Source organism: Mesorhizobium sp. LSJC280B00 (assembly GCF_000502835.1).
GTDB lineage: Bacteria > Pseudomonadota > Alphaproteobacteria > Rhizobiales > Rhizobiaceae > Mesorhizobium.
The window spans coordinates 1-19816 of record NZ_AYVL01000006.1 but is presented as its reverse complement, the minus strand read 5'-3'; the positions used below and the strand labels follow the sequence as shown (position 1 = coordinate 19816).

General features: G+C 64.0%; 12 protein-coding genes. 7 read left to right on the top strand and 5 right to left on the bottom strand.

The annotated features are described in order from the left end of the window. Positions 1-59: 59 nt before the first annotated feature. On the bottom strand, positions 60-1025 hold the full coding sequence (locus tag X773_RS50460) for a sugar-binding transcriptional regulator (RefSeq protein WP_023676000.1): 966 nt from the start codon (positions 1023-1025) through the stop codon (positions 60-62). 188 nt (positions 1026-1213) lie between these two features. On the opposite strand from X773_RS50460, the gene X773_RS50455 reads away from it, so the two are divergent. The 7 genes from X773_RS50455 to msuE all read left to right on the top strand — a co-directional run bounded on the left by X773_RS50455 (position 1214) and on the right by msuE (position 11989). Next, positions 1214-2854: an acyl-CoA synthetase gene (locus X773_RS50455; RefSeq protein WP_023675999.1), complete on the top strand. Its 1641-nt coding sequence runs from the start codon at positions 1214-1216 to the stop codon at positions 2852-2854. A 237-nt stretch (positions 2855-3091) separates the two neighbouring features. Next, on the top strand, positions 3092-3700 hold the full coding sequence (locus X773_RS50450; RefSeq protein ID WP_023675998.1) for a TetR family transcriptional regulator: 609 nt from the start codon (positions 3092-3094) through the stop codon (positions 3698-3700). Positions 3701-3762: 62 nt separating this feature from the next. Next, entirely contained in the window at positions 3763-4911 is a 1149-nt protein-coding gene (locus X773_RS50445) for an efflux RND transporter periplasmic adaptor subunit (RefSeq protein ID WP_023675997.1), read from the top strand. A gap of 208 nt (positions 4912-5119) precedes the next feature. Beyond that, the gene (locus X773_RS50440; RefSeq protein ID WP_023675996.1) at positions 5120-8260 is read left to right on the top strand and encodes an efflux RND transporter permease subunit; all 3141 of its coding nucleotides are present in this window, start codon (positions 5120-5122) and stop codon (positions 8258-8260) included. Between the two features lie 70 nt (positions 8261-8330). Next, positions 8331-9824 (top strand): aldehyde dehydrogenase family protein, encoded by a 1494-nt coding sequence (locus X773_RS50435; protein ID WP_023675995.1) that lies wholly within the window; start codon positions 8331-8333, stop codon positions 9822-9824. Between the two features lie 133 nt (positions 9825-9957). Continuing rightward, on the top strand, positions 9958-11313 hold the full coding sequence (locus X773_RS50430; RefSeq protein WP_023675994.1) for an LLM class flavin-dependent oxidoreductase: 1356 nt from the start codon (positions 9958-9960) through the stop codon (positions 11311-11313). A gap of 115 nt (positions 11314-11428) precedes the next feature. Beyond that, complete coding sequence (gene msuE, locus X773_RS50425) at positions 11429-11989, top strand: FMN reductase (protein WP_023675993.1); 561 nt, start codon at positions 11429-11431, stop codon at positions 11987-11989. 147 nt (positions 11990-12136) lie between these two features. Here the strand turns inward: msuE and X773_RS50420 are convergent, their stop codons facing one another. The 4 genes from X773_RS50420 to X773_RS50405 form a co-directional block, all read right to left on the bottom strand. Then, positions 12137-13846 (bottom strand): APC family permease, encoded by a 1710-nt coding sequence (locus X773_RS50420; protein ID WP_023675992.1) that lies wholly within the window; start codon positions 13844-13846, stop codon positions 12137-12139. A gap of 396 nt (positions 13847-14242) precedes the next feature. Continuing rightward, entirely contained in the window at positions 14243-16609 is a 2367-nt protein-coding gene (locus X773_RS50415; protein WP_023675991.1) for an aminomethyltransferase family protein, read from the bottom strand. Between the two features lie 265 nt (positions 16610-16874). Continuing rightward, entirely contained in the window at positions 16875-17504 is a 630-nt protein-coding gene (locus tag X773_RS50410; protein WP_023675990.1) for a sarcosine oxidase subunit gamma family protein, read from the bottom strand. After that, positions 17497-19816 (bottom strand): glycine cleavage T C-terminal barrel domain-containing protein (locus tag X773_RS50405; protein ID WP_023675989.1); only part of this gene is annotated, 2320 nt, incomplete at its 5' end. The genes X773_RS50405 and X773_RS50410, both read right to left, overlap by 8 nt.

The window sequence follows — 19816 nt, the reverse complement described above, 5'->3', positions numbered from 1 at the left end:
GTTGGAACAGGAATGCCGCGACACATTGATGCCAACGCGCCGGCGGCTGGAACTGGGTATCAGGCGACCTCTTCTGCTGTTGCTCCAGCGTGGTCGAGCAGCCGCCGCGCCATGCGCGCGCCGACGACGAGATGGGTGCAGAGCCCGCCGGCGATCGCCGCGGCGAGCGGTTCGAACTTGCTGTCCTCCTGCACCACTACAAGGCGCTTTCCGATCCTGCGCAGCGATGACAGCTCTGCCGAAATCAGCCGGCGGTTGTAGCTGCAGTCGAGCGCCTGGCCTCGGGCGTCGATGATCTGCCCGGCAATGACGCCGGCCGCACCCGCCTTGCGCAATACAGCCATTTCGCTTGGCGTCAGCGCGCCGCATTTGACCAGATGGCTGTCGGTGTCCACCGAGCCTACCGAATACAGCGCCAGGCCGCATTCGCCGATGCCCGACAATTGCTCGCGGATCACCGGCTCGGCGCGCAGGCCGCGTGCCAGTTCTTCCGTCGTCAGCACCAGCGGCGCGTAGAAATTCAGCCCCTTGGCGTTGAGCCGGCGCGCGATTTCCATCGTGCATTGGTCCGGCCGGTACGAATAGGGGGCGCCCAGATTGCCGCAGAGCTGCACCACGGTGACGTCCTGCAGATCGGCATAGGACATGATGTCGGCGATCGTGTAGATGGTCCGTCCCCAGGCGACGCCGATGCGGTCGCCCTTCCTGATCAGCTCGAGAAAGACGCTTGCCGCCAGCACCGCGATGTCGGTCGAGGGGTCGGCGACATAGCCGTTTTCCGGCGCGATCCAGACCGCGTCGAGCTTCAGCGCGTCTTCCAGCTTGCGTGCCAGCACGTCGTCGGTGAAAAGCTGGGTCGAGGTCGAGATGTTGACGATGCCGGTCTCGCGCGCCTTGCGCAGATACATCGCCACCGAGGCACGGGAAATCTTGAGCTGGCTGGCCACCTGGTCCTGGCGCAGGCCGTGTGCATAGTAAAGCCAGGCGGCCTTGTGGATAAGCTGTTCTGCCGGTCGGATCGCCATGCCATCTCCTTGCTGACATTATTCACGGCTCTCGACAAAAGTCAAATTGGGAGGAAGGCATAGATGCCCTTTCGCTCGCCAAATCTAGACCTTTCTTGTGCCAAACGCGGTCTATGATGGCATCGTTGGTGGTGACGGGTCGGAAGCCGGTAGCTAAAGTTCTCGACGAACACATTGCGGAGGACGGGATGGGCAATCCCTACGAACAGGACCTAGACAGGAACCCGGCCAACCACCAGCCGCTGACGCCGCTGACCTATTTTGAGCGGGCGGCAAAAACCTTTCCCGATCAGACCGCCATCATCCATGGCCGCCAGCGCACGACCTATCGCGATTTCTGGAAGCGCTCGCTGAGGCTTGCCTCGGCGCTGGCGAAGCGCGGTATCGGCAAGGGCGACACCGTCACCGTCATGCTGTCCAACACACCGCCGATGCTGGAAGCGCATTTCGGCGTGCCGATGACCAGGGCGGTGCTGCATTCGCTCAACACCCGCCTCGACGCCGCCGTCATTGCCTTCCAGCTCGATCACGCCGAAAGCAAGGTGCTGATCGTCGACCGCGAATTCGCCGGCGTGGTTCGGCAAGCGCTGACGCTGGCCAAGGTCAGGCCGCTGCTGATCGATTACGACGATCCCGACTATGCCGCCGATGCGCCCTATCCCAAGGGCGAGCGGATCGGCACGCTGGACTATGAGGCGTTTGTCGCCGGCGGCGACGAGGATTTCGCCTGGTCGATGCCGGACGACGAATGGGATGCCATTTCGCTCAACTACACCTCCGGCACGACAGGCAATCCGAAGGGCGTCGTCTGCCACCATCGGGGCGCGGCATTGATGGCCTATGCCAACACCATCCATGCCGGCATGGGCAAGCACCCCGTCTATCTGTGGACATTGCCGATGTTCCACTGCAACGGCTGGTGCTTTCCCTGGACGCTTGCCGTGCAGGGCGGCACGCATGTCTGCCTGCGCTGGGTGCGGCCGAAGCCGATCTACGACGCCATCGCCGATCACGGCGTCACCCATCTGTGCGGTGCACCCATCGTCATGTCGGTGCTGATCAACGCCAGGGACGAGGACAAGCGGCAGTTCCCGCAGACCGTCACCTTCAACACCGCCGCGGCGCCGCCGCCCGAGGCGGTGCTGTCGGGCATGGCCGATGCGGGCTTTGCCGTCACCCATCTCTACGGCCTGACCGAAACCTATGGCCCGGCCGTCGTCAACGAATGGCATGGCGAGTGGGACCGGCTGGAGAAAGGGGCGAGGGCGGCGAAGAAGGCCAGGCAAGGCGTACGCTATGCCGCGCTCGAAGGCCTGACGGTGATGGACCCGCAGACGATGCAAGAGACGCCGGCCGACGGCGAGACCATCGGCGAGGTGATGTTCCGCGGCAACATCGTCATGAAAGGCTATCTCAAGAACCGCAAGGCGAGCGACGAGGCCTTTGCCGGCGGCTGGTTCCATTCGGGCGACCTCGGCGTCATCCATCCGGACGGCTACATCCAGCTCAAGGACCGTTCCAAGGACATCATCATCTCCGGCGGCGAAAACATCTCCTCGATCGAGGTCGAGGAGGCGCTGTACAAGCATCCCGCCGTCGCTTCTTGCGGCGTTGTCGCCCGATCCGACGACAAATGGGGCGAGGTGCCGGTCGCCTATGTCGAGCTGAAGCCGGGCAAGGCGGCGACCGAGGCGGAGGTAATCGAGCACTGCCGCGCGCTGCTCGCCCGCTTCAAGGTGCCGAAAGCGGTGATCTTCGCGGAAATCCCGAAGACTTCGACGGGCAAGATCCAGAAGTTCCGGCTGCGGGAGATGGCAAAGCAGCCTTAGGGCCTGATCCGAAAACGGAACCGATTTCGGAAAGCATCTTTTCAAGATCGTTCGCAAAAAAACACGGGGCGGCGTTGCAGGCTCGCCCGGCGGAAACCACATGCGTTTCATGGGCCAACTCCGTCCAGGGATGTCACCATCTGTCATCAGCAGCCAAAATCGTGCCTTGACAGGTGATGGTTTTCAATTTACGAGTGACGAAATTCTAAATTCGTCAGTCGTAAATTGGCCAACGAGATGCTTGAAACCCTAGACACCACCGCCGATTCCGCCCGCCAGGAAAATGTCACGCGCATCCTGGATTGCGCGGAGCGATTGTTTCGCCACTACGGCTACGGCAAGACCAACGTCGCCGACATAGCGCGCGAACTCGGCATGTCGACCGCCAACATCTACCGCTTCTTCGCCTCCAAGGTGGAAATCCACCAGGCGGTTTGCGGCCGTATGCTCGAGACCTGCTACCGGTTGACCTACGAAGCCTGCCATGGCCCCGGCACCGCCAGCGAAAAGCTCCGCCGCTACGTGCATACGCACTACCAGTGGACGCTCGAGACCATGATCGACCAGGAGAAGGTGCACGAGATGGTCATCGTCGCCATCGAGCGCGACTGGCACGTCATCGAAAAGCACATCGACAGCATCCATGAACTGGTCGCGGAAGTGATCCGCGAGGGAATCGCTACCGGCGAGTTCGTCGATCAGGATCCGGTGATCGCTTCCCGGTGCTTCGGCGCTGCCATTATCAGCCTCTGTCATCCGCAGATGATGGCCCAGTGCCTCGCCAAGAAGAACCGGGCGACGCCGGACGAGCTTACCGAGTTTGCCATCAGAGCCTTGAAGAAATGACCGTTGCCGCCCGTCGGGCGGCGATACCGGCAATTCATCCCCACAGTTCGGGAGTACGAAAAGTGTCTTTGTCCAAGTCCATCACCTACAGGCGACCGGCCGCCGGCCTAGCATTGATTATGGTTGTCGCTCTCGGCCTCGCCGGCTGCTCGCAGGAGAAAGCCGAGGTCACCGAGATCATCCGCCCGGTCAAGGTGGTCGAGATCGCTAAGGCGAGCGATACCCGTCAGCTTTCCTATTCCGGATCGGTGCGTGCCCGCACCGAGATGAATCTCGGTTTTCGCATCAACGGCAAGATCACCGAGCGCCTTGTCGACATCGGTGACCGCGTCAAGCCGGGCGACGTTCTCGCCCGCATCGATCCCACCGACTACGAGCTTTCGGTGAGAAGCGCTCAGGCCAGCCTCGATGCTGCCGACCGTCAGGTCGAGACAGTCGAGCTTACGCGCAAGCGGGCCGAACAGCTCTACGCCAAGAATTTCGCGCCGAAGTCGCAGCTCGAGCAGGCGACGCTCGCCTATAATCAGGCTGTCGCCACGCGAGACTCCGCCCGCTCGCAGCTTGCCCAGGCACAGAACCAGGTCCGCTATACCGATCTCAAGGCGGACAAGAACGGCATCGTCACTGCCGTTGCCGCCGATGTCGGCCAGGTGGTCGGCTCCGGCACGCCGGTGGTGACCGTTGCCATCGACGGCGAGAAGGAAGTCCTGATCGCTGTTCCGGAAACCGATATCGCCGAATTCAAGCCGGGCAAGACCGTCAAGGCTGGCTTCTGGTCCGATGAGGCGCTGACGCTCGACGGCAAGGTCCGCGAAGTCGCCGGCAGCGCCGATCCGCAGTCGCGCACCTTTGCCGTTCGCGTCAGCCTGCCCAACGATTCTCGCGTGCTGCTAGGCATGACCGCCTCCATCGAAGCCGCGGCGGACAACCGGCAGCAACTGGTGTCGATCCCGCTGGCCGCGTTGGCGCAAAAGGACAGCCAATCGATCGTCTGGACAGTCGACCGCAACGGCGGGACCGTCCATGCGCATCCGGTCAAGGTCGCCGCCTTCACCCCCGACGGCGTCAGTGTCGCCGATGGGCTGAAGCCGGGTGACGTCGTCGTCGCCGCCGGCACGCAGTTCATGACCGAGAATCTGAAAGTCAAGCTGACCGGTGATGCGGCGCAACAGTCGGCGTCGGCCGATGACGCTGCAAGGCGCTTGCGCTGACGGCCAGGCAATTCACGGTTTCCGGGCGGCAGGCGCCCCCGATTTTCGAGATCTCAGGTCGATGTAACCCCCACGTCGATCCTCGCGTCCCACCGCGATGTAGATCTCTCAACTCGGAAAGCCACGCCGCCCGGAAGCCCACATCGGAAGTTCCTTGGGCATGCGAAAGCGCGTGCTCTGTTGATCAAATTGAAACGGACTGACGCCGATGACCATCGACACCAATGAAAAGCGGTCTTTCAATCTTTCGCGCTGGGCAATCGGCCATCCGAGCATTGCCCGCTTCCTGTTCGGGCTGATCATCGTGGCCGGTGCGCTCGGCCTGATGCGCATGGGCCAAAAGGAAGACCCCGATTTCACCTTCCGCGTCATGGTCGTCCAGGCGATCTGGCCAGGCTCCTCGATCAAGGAGATGGAGGACCAGGTCGTCAACAAGATCGAGCGCAAGCTGCAGGAAACGCCGCACCTCGATTTCGTCCGCTCCTACACCCGCGCCGGCAGCGCCATCATCACCTTGCAGGTCAAGGGCGACACCAATCCGGCGCAGGTCGCCGATGCTTTCTATCAGGTGCGCAAGAAGGTCGGCGATATCGCCAATGAGCTGCCGCAGGGGCTGCTTGGGCCTTACTTCAATGACGAATTCGGTGACACGTTCATCACCCTGCATTCGATCAGCGGCGACGGCTACAGCTATCCCGAGCTGAAGAAATTCGCCATCCAGGCGCGTGACATGCTGCTGACGACGCCCGGTGTCGAGAAGGCCGTGATCATCGGCGACCAGCCGGAAAAACTCTACATCGACGTTTCATCCAAGGCGCTTGCCGAACGTGGCCTGACGTTGACCGACCTGCAGAATGCGATCCGAGGCCAGAACAATGTCGACCCGGCAGGTTCGGTCGACACCGGCCAGCGTTCGGTGCGCATTTCGGTCGAGGGCGATGTCACCAGGGCGGCCGACATCCGCGAGCTTCGCCTGCGCGCCGGCAACCAGGTGACGCGCCTCGGCGACATCGCCACCGTGACCTCGGGCCTCGAGGATCCGTACCAGCGCAAGTACCGTTTCAACGGACACGACAGCGTCCAGCTCGGCGTCGTCATGGCCAAGGGCTTCAACGTCACCGACGTCGGCAAGGACGTCGAAGCGACCTACAAGCGCTTCGAAGAGGCGCTGCCCTATGGCGTTTCGGTCGATCAGATTTCCGACCAGCCGCATGTCGTGAAGGAGGCGGTGAGCGAGTTCATGGAAGCGCTCGGCGAAGCGCTGCTGATCGTGCTTTTTGTATCGTTCCTGTCGATCGGCTGGCGCTCGGGCCTGGTGATCGCGATCGTCATTCCGCTGGTCCTGGCCGCCACCTTCGCCATCATGTACGAGCTCGGCATCGACCTGCAGCGCATTTCGCTCGGCGCGCTGATCATCGCTCTTGGGCTCTTGGTCGACGACGCGATGATCGTCGTCGAAATGATGGAGCGAAAACTAGAGGAAGGCTTGGTCAAGGTCGAGGCGGCGAGCTTCGCCTACTCCTCGACCGCTTTCCCGATGCTGACCGGCACGCTGATCACGACGGCCGGCTTCATTCCCGTCGGGTTCGCTGCCTCGACCGCCGGCGAATATGTGCGCACCCTTTTTTACGTCGTCGGCATCGCGCTGATCGTGTCCTGGTTCGCGGCGGTCTATTTCACGCCATGGCTCGGCCACATGATCCTGAAGCAGCGCAAGCACGCCGGCAACCATCACGATGTCTTCGACACGCGCTTCTACCGCCGTCTTCGCTCGACCGTTGCATGGGCGGTGCGCCACCGCATCATCGTCCTGGTGATGACGCTGATGACGTTTGCCACCAGCCTGTGGGCGTTCCAGTTCATCCCGCAGAATTTCTTCCCGCAATCGTCGCGCCCGGAAATCCTTGTCGACCTCTGGTTGCCGGAAGGCACCAGCATCAAGGAAGTCGAGACCCAGGCCAAGGCGCTCGAAGCCAGGATGATGGACGACAAGGACAAGCGCTTCATCGCCACCTATATCGGCGAAGGCGCGCCGCGCTTCTTCCTGCCGCTCGACCAGCAGCTTCGCAACCCGAACTTCGCCCAGCTTCTGGTGATGGCCAATGACGAACCAGCCCGCGAGCGGCTGATCGTCAAGCTGCGCACCATCCTGGCCGAGGATTTCCCATCGATCCGCGCCAAGGTCGATCGCCTGTTCCTTGGTCCGCCGACCGGCTGGCCGGTGCAGATGCGCGTCATGGGTCCGGATCGCCAGGAGGTGCGCCGCATCGCCGACGAGGTGAAGGCGAAGTTCCAGGCAAATCCGCTGCTCGGCGCCATCCACGACGACTGGCTGGAGCCGGTGCCGGCGATGAAGCTGGTGATCGACCAGGATCGCGCCCGTGCGCTCGGCGTCACCTCGCAGCGCATCCGCCAGATACTGCAGGCGACCATGTCGGGAGCGCCGCTCGATGACTTCCGCGACGGCGAGGAGACGGTTTCGATCGTCGCCCGTGAGCCGGAGGCAAGCCGTCACCTGCTGTCGGCGGTCGACTCCGTCTACATCCCGACCGATTTCGGTGGCTCCGTGCCGCTGTCGCAGGTCGCCAAGATCGTCCCGGTGCTGGAGCAAGGCGTCGAATGGCGGCGCGACCGCTTGCCGACCATCAGCGTGCGCGCCACGCTGCCGGACGGCGTGCAGCCGAACGATGTCGCCATGAAAATGTACAGCGAGATGCAGGGCCTGCGCGCCAGCCTCGCACCCGGCTACAAGATCGAGATCCAGGGCGGCGCCGAGGATGCGGCCGAAAGCCAGGCCTCGATTGCGGCGAAAGCGCCGATCATGCTGGCCGTCATCGTCGTGCTGCTGATGATCCAGCTGCAGCATTTCGGCAAGGCCATGCTGGTGCTGGCCACCGGTCCGCTCGGCATCATCGGCGCGGCCGCGGCACTTTTGATCAGCGGCGCGCCGTTCGGCTTCGTCGCCATCCTCGGCGTCATCGCCCTGCTCGGCATCATCATGCGCAACTCGATCATCCTGGTCGACCAGATCGACCAGGACATCGCCGCCGGCGTGGAGCGCTCCGAGGCCATCATCGGCTCGGCGGTGCGCCGGTTCCGGCCGATCGTGCTGACGGCGCTGACGGCGGTGCTGGCGCTGATCCCGATCTCGCGCGGCGTCTTCTGGGGGCCGCTCGCCTACGCCATGATGGGCGGCATTCTCGTCGCCACGGTGCTGACCATCCTTGTCCTGCCGGCAGCCTATGCGCTGTTCTTCGGCAGGGAGCCCAAGAAGGTGGTGGCAACGGAAGAGGCGGCCAAGGTGGCAGAAGAAAGCGAAAGGCCGCAACTGGCCCTGGCGGCCGAATAGAGCTGTTGGCAAATGTGACCTCCGGCGGTTTAATCCGCCCACCAGGCGTAGGCGCCGGAGGAGGACCGTCATGACCATGGCTCAGACAAAGGCACCGCTGCGGCTGCCGATCGACGGGCGCCATCGCGAGATGTTCATCGGCGGCGGCTGGGTCGATGCCCGCTCCGGCCGGACCACGGAGAGCCGCAATCCCGCCACCGGCGCGGTCATCGCCACGGTGCCGCGCGCCGACCGGCAGGACATCGACTCGGCGGTGACTGCTGCGCGCAAGGCGTTCGAGGGCCCGTGGAGCCGGTTCAAGCCTTATGAGCGGCAGGTGCTGCTGCTGAGGATCGCCGACCTCTTCGAAAAGCACTGGGAAGAGATCAGCCGCTCCGACACCACCGACATGGGCATGCCGATCATACGCACCCGCGCCAATCGCAACCGCGTCATCGGCATGCTGCGCTACTATGCCGGCATGGCGACGGCGCTGCACGGCGAGACGATCGACAACTCGCTGCCCGGCGAAATCGTCTCTTTCACCCGCAAGGAGCCGGTCGGCGTCGTCGGCGCCATCATTCCCTGGAACGCGCCAACGGCGGCGTCGATCTGGAAGATCGGGCCGGCGCTGGCGACCGGCTGCACCATCGTGCTGAAGCCGTCGGAAGAGGCGCCGCTGACGCCACTTTTGATCGCCGACATCATGAACGAGGCCGGCGTGCCGGCCGGCGTCGTCAACATCGTCACCGGCACCGGCACCGAGGCAGGTGCCGCACTCGCCGAGCATATGGGCATCGACAAGATCGTCTTCACCGGCTCGACGGCAACCGGCCAGTCGATCGTGCGGGCCTCGGCCGGCAACCTCAAGCGCGTCTCCCTGGAGCTCGGCGGCAAGTCGCCGGTCATCGTCTGCGCCGATGCCGATCTCGACAAGGCGGTGCCGGTGGCGGCGATGTCGGTGTTCGCCAATTCCGGCCAGATCTGCATCGCCGGTTCGCGCCTTTTCGTCGAACGCGCCGTCCATGACGAGTTCGTCGAGCGGCTCGCGGCATACGCCAAGGGTCTCAGGGTCGGCGACGGCATCGACCCGGCGACCGAGATCGGTCCGCTCGTCTCCGAAAAGCAGCTGCAACGGGTCACCGGTTACCTCGAGGCCGGCACCGCGGAAGGGGCGAAACTCGTCACCGGAGGCACCCGGCTTGTGGAAGGCGCGCTTGCCGCCGGCAATTTCGTCGCGCCGACCGTCTTTGCCGGCGTCTCGGACAACATGAAGATCGCCCGTGAGGAGATATTCGGGCCGGTGATTTCAGCCTTGCCGTTCGATACGCTGGACGAGGCGGTCGAGCGGGCCAACAACACGCCTTACGGCCTGGCTGCAGGGGTCTTCACCCAAAATCTCGCCACCGCCCACCAGCTGTCGCGCAAGATCCGCGCCGGCTCGGTCTGGGTCAATACCTATCACGCCATCGATCCGGCCGTGCCCTTCGGCGGCTACAAGATGAGCGGCTACGGCCGCGAGGGCGGCGCCGAGCACCTCGCTGAGTATCTCAACACCAAGGGCGTGTTCATCAAGATCGATTGATCGGTCCGCCGCCCGCACAAAAAATGCTCCCCGACGCCGGTTTTGCAAAACAGAATTCCTTCCCATGGCCGCAAAGCCATCCCATGCTCGAGCAATTGGAGCGTTACGCTCGTCGTCATCGGTGCGTTTTTCCATGGCAGAAAATCGACAATTGCGGCTTGGCGCTTTCATGCGGCCCGTCAGCCTTCATACCGGCGCCTGGCGCTACCCGGGCGCCTATCCCGACGCCAACTTCAATTTCGCGCATCTCAAGCACTTCGCGCAAAGGCTGGAAGCGGCGAAGTTCGACGCCTTCTTCATGGCCGACCACCTGGCCGTGCTCAACATGCCGATCGAGGCGCTGCGGCGCAGCCACACGGTCACGTCCTTCGAGCCGTTCACGCTGTTGTCGGCGCTTGCCGCCGTCACCGATCGTATCGGGCTGATCGCAACCGCCTCGACGACGTTCGACGCGCCGTACCACATCGCCCGTCGTTTCGCCTCTCTCGACCATATCAGCGGCGGGCGCGCCGGCTGGAATATCGTCACCACATCCAATCCCGACGCCGCGCTGAATTTCGGCCTCGACGAGCATGTCGAGCACAACGAGCGCTATCGCCGGGCGCGGGAGTTTTATGATGTCGTCACCGGCCTGTGGGACAGTTTTGCCGACGATGCCTTCATCCGCGACGCCGAAAGCGGGCTCTATTTCGATCCGGCGAAGCTGCATGTGCTCGACCACAAGGGCGAATATCTTTCGGTGCGGGGACCGCTCAATATCGCGCGGCCGGTGCAGGGCTGGCCGGTCATCGTGCAGGCCGGCGCGTCGGAGGCCGGACGGCAGCTCGCCGCGGAAACGGCCGAGGTGATCTTCGCCGCCCATGCCGATCTCGCCTCGGGGCAGCGCTTCTTTGCCGACGTCAAGGAACGTGCGCAAAAACTTGGCCGGTCGCGCGACGACATCAAGATCCTGCCCGGCGCCTTCGTCATTGTCGGCGAGACTGTCGAGGAGGCGCAGACGAAGCGGGCCAAGCTCGACAGCCTCGTCTACTACGAGAGCGGCGTCGCCTCGCTGTCGATCGCGCTCGGCCACGACGCGTCGCGGTTCGATCCGGATTCAGTCTTGCCCGAAATCCCGGAAAGCAACGCCAGCAAGAGCGGCCGCGAGCGCGTCATCGAACTGGCGCGCAAGGAAAACCTGACCGTCAGGCAGCTTGCGCAGCGGCTGGGCGGCTATTCCGGTCTTGCCTTCGTCGGCACTTCGAAAACCATCGCCGACGAGATGGAGGAATGGCTAGTCACCGAAGGCTCGGACGGGTTCAACGTCATGTTCCCCTATCTTCCCGCCGGATTGGATGATTTCGTCGAGAAAATCGTGCCCGAATTGCAGCGGCGCGGCATTTTCAGGAGCGAATACGAAGGATCGACCCTGCGCGAAAATCTTGGCCTGAAGCGGCCGCCAAACCGGTTCTTCCAACCTGAGACGGCAGCGATCCGCAAAGCTGGTTAGAACCGGTAATGATTTTAGACCGTGGCAAGCATCCGTTCTTTTCGTTCGGTCCGAATGTCCATAGGGTCATGAGCAGCGGGCTGGCAGCCCGAAATCGTCGCGAGGGCTTTGCATCATGACCAATCCGGCCGTTGTCGGTTTCTCAGGCAATTTCACCCGGCCGTCCAAGACGCGCGGCTTCGTCGATCGTATCGTGAACGAGGTAGCCGGCAGATATGGCCTGGCCGCCAGCACGCATGACGTCGTCGACCTCGGCCCCAGCCTCGGTGGCGCCAGATGGGCGCGTGAACTGGATGCGCAAGCGGGCGATATCCTCAAGTGCGTCGTCGCGGCGGACGTGCTCGTCGTTGGCTCGCCCACCTACAAGGGCAGCTACACCGGCCTGTTCAAGCACTTCTTCGATCTTGTCGACCCAACGGCGCTCAGGGGCAAGCCGGTGGTGCTGCTGGCGACCGGCGGCGGCGACCGGCATGCGCTGATCATCGAGCACCAGCTGAGGCCGCTGTTCGGCTTCTTCGAGGCCTTTACGCTGCCGACCGCGATCTACGCTTCGGACAGGGATTTCATCGACGGCGTGCTTGCGTCCGAGACGATCCAGGCGCGCGTCGGACAGGTGCTCGAGGATATCGGTGCAGCGCTTGGCGGTCGCTCCCGCGCAGGCACCGCTGCCGAATAGCCCCTAAAAAGAAAAACCCGCCTCGGCGGCGGGTCTCGGGGCGAATCAGCACCATATCGAGATTAGTAGCATAGCTGCCGGCACAAAGCAAGAACAAAATGCAGGGATCGAGCGCGCCTTGCGCGCCCGATCCCTCAAGGCAAGCCGTCAGATGACGAACAGCCAGTTGGCGAGCAGCATCACCACGACGCCGGCGACCAGCGTCAGATAGGGCAGCATCCCCGCCTTTTTCACCGCAAGGTCGGACGAGCTCATGCCGAGATCGGCCAGCATGTGGTCGGGGAATTTGCCCTTGTCCTGGATGTAGTGCCGGAAGCAGAACACCGGGATGATCAAGGCTGCCGTGATCAGCCCGGCCCACAATGCCATCGGGTTCCACACCTTGGCGCCGGCGCCCATGAAGACCGCGTTGACATAGGCAAAGATGGCGCCGAGGCCGAGTACCCAGCTCGGCGCCTTCCATGGCCGCGCGATGTGGCCATTGTCGATGCGGTGGATCCAGCCGGCATTGAGATTAAGGAAGTTGAAGATGATGTAGCCGCAATTCGACACCGCCAGGATGAAGAAGAAGCTCGTTGCGTCGGCCGAGGCGATGGCCAGCACGATCAGGTTGAAGATCAGGTCGGTCCACATCGCCCGCGTCGGGGCGCCGTGCTCGTTGACATGGCTGAGATAGCGCGGCAGCCAGCCGTCGACCGAACCTTGATAGAGCGTGCGCGAGGAGCCGGCCATCGCCGTCATGATGCAGAGCACCAGCGCCAGGATCATCAGCATCACCAGCAGGCTGTGGATCAGCTGTCCGCCGCCGACCATGCCGGCCAGCGCATCGGCAACGCCGGAGCCGTCGACGATCGGCGTCGCCAGCATGCCGTTCAAGCCGAGCACGCCCTGGAAGGTGAACGGCACCAGGATGAACAGCAGCATGCACAACAGGCCGGAGTAGAAGATCGCCTTGAAGGTATCGGTGCCCGGGTTTTTGAACTCGGAGGTGTAGCAGACCGCGGTCTCGAAGCCGTAGGTCGACCATGCCGCGATGAACATGCCGCCGAGCACCAGCGTCCAGCCGGCGATGTTCCACGCGCCGGCCTCCGGCGCATAGGCGGCGGCGAGCGGCACCAGCGGCGAAAAATTTGCCCAGTTGATCTGGCCGGTGACGATCGGCACCACGCCGACGATGAGCATCGGGATGATCACCAGCAGGCCGATATATTTCTGCACGTTGGCCGTGCCCAGGATGCCGCGATGCTGGATCGAGAAGATGATCAGCATCAGCACCGCGCCGATGAAGAAGGTGGCGTTGAAGGTGAAGGAAACCGGGCCAAGCGTGTGACCGTAGAGCGTCCAGTTACGGATCGCCGGCGTCGCCGCCGCGGTGACCGCGGTGATGGCGTCAGCGGCGCTGGTTCCGGCATGGGCCGCAATATAGGCGGCGACTTCCGGCGAAGTGTCGGTGAACAGCGGCACCGGCGCCAGTGCGTTGAGGATATAGGCGGCGGCGATCGAGCAGCCGAGCGACAGAACCGGCGACCAGGCGAACCAGTTGCACCACACCGAAAGCGGCGCGATGAATTTCGAATAGCGCAGCCATGCGGTGGCGCCGTAGACCGAGGCGCCGCCGGATTTGTTCGGGAACAGCCCGGCGATCTCCGCATAGGTGAAGGACTGCAGGAAGCCCATGACCATGGATACGGCCCAGATCAGGAAGGCCAGTGTTCCGGTGGTGCCGGCGATGCCGCCGATCGAAAACAGGACAAGGGCCGGAACGCCGCTTGCCACCCAGAAGGCGCCGCGCCAATCGATGTTCCGGTGCAGCTGCCCTTCGGCAGGCGGCACCAAGGTGGTGACTATCGTGCTCATTTACGTGGATTCCCCATTTTTGATGTTCCCCATCGGCAACAGCCGCAATCTCGCGAGGCGTCATCGACGCTCACGTTGAACGGCCCCAGGCGTTTTCCGCTCAGTAGTATTTTTTTCTTAGCAGTGAAGATTGACCCAACGCGCTTTCACGTCAAGCGCTTTGTGACGCTGTGCACATTGCGCTTGTGAAACAGTCGAGCTTCGCTGGCGCTGCCCAAGGGTGCGGTCTGTCCTTCTCCCCTTGTGGGAGAAGGTGGCCGAGCGAAGCTCGGTCGGATGAGGGGTGTTCCAGCTTGGCAAAACCGCACTTCGTCCAGCACCCCTCAACCGTCTTGGCGCTGCGCGCCAATCCACCTTCTCCCACAAGGGGAGAAGGGAAGAACCAGGAAGCGTCGGTCAGGAGCGCGGCCTGTTCTTTTGCGGGTCGTAATGGGCGAAGGCGACGACGCGCGCCGGCAGCCGCTTGCTGTGGCCGTCGAGCTTGCCGATCTCGACCTCGGTGCCGATCGCCGAATGCGCGACGTCGAGCCTGGCCAGCGCGATGGTCTTGTTCAGCACCGGCGAGCGCATGCCGGAGGTGACGACGCCGATCTGGGCCCGGCCGACATGCACGCAATCGCCGTGGCCGACCGCGATATTGGCGTCGATGTCGAGGCCGACCAGCTTCTTCTGCGGGTTTTCCTTGCGCCGGATCAGCGCCTCGCGGCCGATGAAATCGTCGCTCTTGGTCTTCAGCGGTACGGTGAAGCCGATGCCGGCCTCGAACGGATCCGTCTGGTCGGAAAACTCGTGAGCAGCAAAGATCAGCCCGGCCTCGATGCGCACCATATCGAGCGCCTGCAGCCCCATCGGCTTCAGGCCGTGCGGCTGGCCGGCCTGCCAGATCGCGTCGAAGACCTTTTCGGCGTCGCGCGGATGGCACCAGATCTCGTAGCCGAGCTCGCCGGTGTAACCGGTGCGCGAGACAACGACCGGAATGCCGTTGCCGCCGCCGATGCGGGCAACGGCGAAACGGAACCATTCGAGTTCGTCGATCGACGGCTGCAGCGGCGAGGTCCAGATGATCTGCCGCAGGACGTCGCGGCTTTTCGGCCCCTGCACGGCAACATTGTGCATCTGGTCGGTCGACGAGCGCACCAGCACGTTGAGGCCGAGCTTTGTCGCCGTCTCGCGCAGCCATTCGCCGGATAGATCGTCGCCGCCGACCCAGCGGAAATTATCCTTGCCGAGCCTGAGCAGCGTGCCGTCGTCGATCATGCCGCCATGCTCGTAGCACATGGCGGAATAGACGACCTGGCCGACGCCGAGCTTCTTGATGTCGCGGGTCAGCGTGTATTGCAGCAGCGCCTCGGAGTCCGGCCCGGTGACCTCGAACTTGCGCAGCGGCGACAGGTCCATGATCACGGCGTCCTGCCGGCAGGCCCAGTATTCATCGATCGGGCCTTGCCTGGCGAAGGAATTGGCCAGCCAATAGCCCTTGTACTCGACGAAGTTGCGGGTGTGCTTGGCAAAGCTCGAATGAAAGGCGGTCTCGCGGGTCATTTTCGGTTCCGAATCGGGCGTCATGCGTCTGGCGATCGCTCGCGAGAATTTGTGCTGGCCGGGATAGGTTCGCACATGGATGTCGGTCAGGTTCCAGCCATTGGCCGGCGTCGTATCGTCGGGGCAGGCGGACGAGACGCAGACGATGTCCGTGAGCGCCCTGAGTAGCACATAGTCGCCCGGCCGCGACCACGGCTCGTCCGATACCACGACGCCATGCGCGTCGATGGCCGTGTTGAAGAAGAAGTTGATCGCCATCCAGCCGGCGCGAGGCGTGACACCCTTGTCGGCCAGCGCGTGGTTGAAATTCTCCGAGCAGTTGGGATGGCCGGGATAACCGATGTCGTCGTAATATTTGGCCGCGCAGGCGAGCGCGAATGCATCGTGGCGGCCGCAAGTGTCCTGCACAACCTCGACCAGCGGCTCCATGTCCTGGTCGTAGTATTTCGAGTGCAGACCGGGCATCGGATAGCTCGAACCCATCAGCGTGCGCGTCGTCGTCACGTCGAGCGGATGATCGCGGCCCTTGTCCAGCTTGCGCGCCGAAAAGCACTGGAAGTCGGTGCATTGGCGCCCGTCGACATCGATGATCTGCAGATAGTCGCCCGCCTTGACGAAGTAGGCCTCCGCCGTCGCCGAATGGACGCGCAGGTCGAGCACGGGATCGGCCAGCGGGTCGGCAAGCCTGGATTTCGCCGCAGGGCGGATGGTGGCGCGGCGGACGATGACGCTAAGCGGCGTCGCCGTATCGTGGCCGTCGACCAGCATCGGCCCGCCGGGCGCGGCAATCAGCATCGACCCATCGCGGGCGACGGTAAAAGCCTGTTCGGTACCGGCAGGGGTGGCGCCGCCGAAAACGCGAACCGCCTTCGCCTGGTCGAGCTGCACCTGGCGCCGCTCGAGCCCCCGGCGCAAGGATGCGAGGCTGTCGTCGCCTTCGGCCAGCAGCGCCTTGATGCCGGCGGCATTGCTGTTCGATTTCTCGCCGAGAATGCCGGGATCGGTCGCGTCGCTGCTGTCCCATGCCAGCAGCTCGCAGGCCTGCCCGCCCTCGACATCGCGCACGGTGACAATGTCGCCGGCCTCGACCTCGATCAGCATCGCGCCATTGCCCTGAACCGAGTAGCGCTCCATCCCGGCCGGCAGCGTAATCTGGCCTGGCCGCAGGATCAGGCTCGGCCGGGGCGGTCCGGCGACGACGGGGTAGGGCGACTGGCTCATCTCAACCTTGGTTTCGAGAAACAAGTTTGCCTGTGTGTAAAATTATTTTAGCGGGAAGAATAGCAGGGGGATCGGGTTTGGCAAGGTGAAGGTGGCACAAGCTCCCCCTTCTCCCCTTGTGGGAGAAGGTGTCGCCGAAGGCGACGGATGAGGGGTGTCCCAGGGAACGCCAGCCTCTCACTCCGCTGGAACACCCCTCATCCGTCTCGGCGTTGCGCGCCGATCCACCTTCTCCCACAAGGGGAGAAGGGAAGACGCGCCAAGGCTATGCCAACTCCTCGTTGTGGCTGATCTCGACGCCATACTCGGCGGCAGCGTCCAGCATCGTATGCCACAGGCTTTCCGCGAAGGTGGCGAACACCAGAAGATTGAACACCGCCTGTCCGTCCGGCCGGTCATTGCCACGCCAGAGATTGATGCTGGTGTGATCGACCGAGGTCGCCGCAGCGGTGCCGGCCGGGAACGCCGCGGGGTGCAGGTCTAGCGACGACAGTTTGGCCAGCATCGCGCGCGCCTTTTCTCCGGAAACGCTGATCAGCGCGCGGGCATGCGACTGGTCGGACAACGAGGCGGATTGCGCAAACGCCTGGCTCAGCGGTTCGCTCGGGTGCTTGCCGCCATTGGACAGGACCAGGAACTGATCCGGTCCCGACCAGATCAGCGTAGCGTCGGGAGTTTGGGTCGCCTTGGGCGTTTCCGGGGCGGCAACGCCGAAGCGGGTTTCGGCGGCCTTCCCCAGTTCTGCCGCTTTGCCGCGCCGCGCCATCACCTGGATCAGGTCGAAATTGCGGATCTCGGTGAGCGATACGCCGGCCGCCGTGCCGCGCGCGCCATAGGCGCCGACAACAAGCGCTTTCTCCAGCGGACTGCGGGCAATCCAGGAAAACTCAGCCACGCTGGCGCCCTCCATCCGGATCGTAGAAGACGGGACTGCACAGCTCGACGTCGTAGTCTTCGCCGCGCAGCGGGTCATGCGCATGGACGATTTCGCCGATGCGCTCGCGCCCGCGCTCAACCAGTGCCAACCCAATCCACTGGTCGAGCGTCGGCGAGAAGCAGACCGAGGTGACGTAGCCCTGGTCGTTATCGGGACCGGGCGTCTCGCCCTTCGGGATGATATGCGCGCCGGAACGCAGGCGGCGCGTCTTGTCGACCGGCTTGATGCCGACCACGACCTGGCGGTCCGGCGCAATCAGCGCCTCGCGCCCGGCCATGACGCGGCCGATGAAATCTTTCTTGCTGGACATCATCTTGCCCAACCCGAGGTCGGCGGCGGTCGTCGTGCCGTTCAGCTCCGGGCCGGCGACATGGCCCTTTTCGATGCGCATGACGCCGAGCGCCTCGGTACCGTAGGGCGTAACGCCGAACGGCTTGCCGGCCAGCATCAAATTGCGCACCAGCGCCTCGCCATAGCGGGCGGGAACCGAAATCTCGAACGCCATTTCGCCCGAAAACGAGATGCGGAACAGCCGCGCCTTGATGCCACCGCGAAGCGCGACTTCCCGCGCCCCCATGAACGGAAAACCTTCGTTCGACAAATCCTCGGACGGAGCGACGATTTCCCGGAGCAGGTCACGGGTCTTCGGCCCGGCGATCGAGAATTGCGCCCACTGGTCCGAGACGGATGTCAGCTGAACGTCGAATTCGGGGAACAGCACCTGCCGGCAGAATTCGAGATGCTGCATCACCAGCCCGGCCTTGGCGGTGGTGGTGGTCAGGAAATAGTGGTCCTCGGCCAGCCGTGACGTCGTGCCGTCGTCATAGACGATGCCGTCCTCGCGCAGCATCAGCCCGTAGCGGGCTTTGCCGACGGCGAGACTGGAGAAGGTGTTGATGTAGACGCGGTCGAGAAAGGCGCCGGCATCCGGGCCGTGCACGTCGATCTTGCCGAGCGTCGAGACATCGCAGAAGCCGACGCCGGAGCGCACCGCCTTGACCTCGCGGGTGACCGATTCCAGCCAGTCCTTTTCGCCGGCGCGCGGATACCATTGCGCGCGCTTCCACAGGCCGGTGTCGACGAAGATCGCGCCCTGTTCGGCCGCCCAGTGATGCGATGGCGTCAGCCGCGTCGCATGGAAATTCTCGTCACGGTGATGGCCGGCGAAGGCGCCGATGGCGACCGGCACATAGGGCGGGCGGTAGATCGTCGTGCCGGTTTCGGGGATCGATTTGCCGCTGATTGCCGCCATGATGGCGAGACCGGCGACGTTCGAGGTCTTGCCCTGGTCGGTGGCCATGCCGAGCGTCGTATAGCGCTTGAGATGCTCGACCGATTCGAAACCTTCGCGCTGCGCCAGTTCGATGTCGGACGCGGTCACGTCATGCTGGTAATCGACGAAGGCTTTCCCTTTGCCGGCCACATACCAAAGCGGCGTCAGCGAAAACGCCTCGCTGTCGGCGACCGGCGATGTGCCGGCATTGCCGCTGCGTCCAGCACTCTGCGCTGCCGCAGCACCCGCGGCAAAGCCCTGGCGCAGGCAGTCGCCCAGCCCGAAGGCGCCGTTGGCGGCGCCGGCGGCCACCATGCCGGGCGGCGCACCATCCGGCACGAAGGCTGCGATATCGTCCTGCCATTTCGGCCGGCCGCGATGATAGGAGGTCAGCCCGACCGCCGGATTCCAGCCGCCGGACACGGCAAGCCCGTCGGCTTCGACTTCCGCCCGTGCGCCGCCGGTCAGCGCCACCACGATTTTCCGGACCCCGTCCTTGCCGCCTTCGACGCCGCTGACCGAGCCGTTGAGCACGGCAAAGCCGCCTTTGGCGGCAAGCGCGCGATGCGCGGCGGAGACGTCCGGGCGCGCATCGACGACCGCCGCGATCTGCAAACCGGCGCCAAGCGCGGGCTCGACCGTGCGCCAGCCATCCTCATTGTTGGTGAACAGCGCGATCCTCTTGGCAGGGGTAACCGCGTAGCGCGCGACATAGGTCCGCATAGCCGAAGCCATCATCACGCCCGGCGTGTCGTTACCGGCAAAGACGATCGGCCGCTCGATGGCGCCGGCGGCGACGACGCAGCGCTTGGCCACGATCCGCCACAGCCGCTGGCGCACCTGGTGCTCGGGCGGCGAGGGCAGGTGGTCGTTGACCCGCTCGATGGCGCCATAGGTGCCGCCATCATAGACGCCGAACAATGTCGTGCGGGTCATGATGCGGACATCGGGCAGTGCGGCAAGTTCGGCCAGCGTGCGCGTAATCCATTCGGCCGCC

Bases quoted from the DNA above. Each gene is read 5' to 3' on its own strand.
- X773_RS50460 (WP_023676000.1), bottom strand. From the start codon at position 1,025: ATGGCGATCCGACCGGCAGAACAGCTTATCCACAAGGCCGCCTGGCTT.
- X773_RS50455 (WP_023675999.1), top strand. From the start codon at position 1,214: ATGGGCAATCCCTACGAACAGGACCTAGACAGGAACCCGGCCAACCAC.
- X773_RS50450 (WP_023675998.1), top strand. From the start codon at position 3,092: ATGCTTGAAACCCTAGACACCACCGCCGATTCCGCCCGCCAGGAAAAT.
- X773_RS50440 (WP_023675996.1), top strand. From the start codon at position 5,120: ATGACCATCGACACCAATGAAAAGCGGTCTTTCAATCTTTCGCGCTGG.
- X773_RS50435 (WP_023675995.1), top strand. From the start codon at position 8,331: ATGACCATGGCTCAGACAAAGGCACCGCTGCGGCTGCCGATCGACGGG.
- X773_RS50430 (WP_023675994.1), top strand. From the start codon at position 9,958: ATGGCAGAAAATCGACAATTGCGGCTTGGCGCTTTCATGCGGCCCGTC.
- msuE (WP_023675993.1), top strand. From the start codon at position 11,429: ATGACCAATCCGGCCGTTGTCGGTTTCTCAGGCAATTTCACCCGGCCG.
- X773_RS50420 (WP_023675992.1), bottom strand. From the start codon at position 13,846: ATGAGCACGATAGTCACCACCTTGGTGCCGCCTGCCGAAGGGCAGCTG.
- X773_RS50415 (WP_023675991.1), bottom strand. From the start codon at position 16,609: ATGAGCCAGTCGCCCTACCCCGTCGTCGCCGGACCGCCCCGGCCGAGC.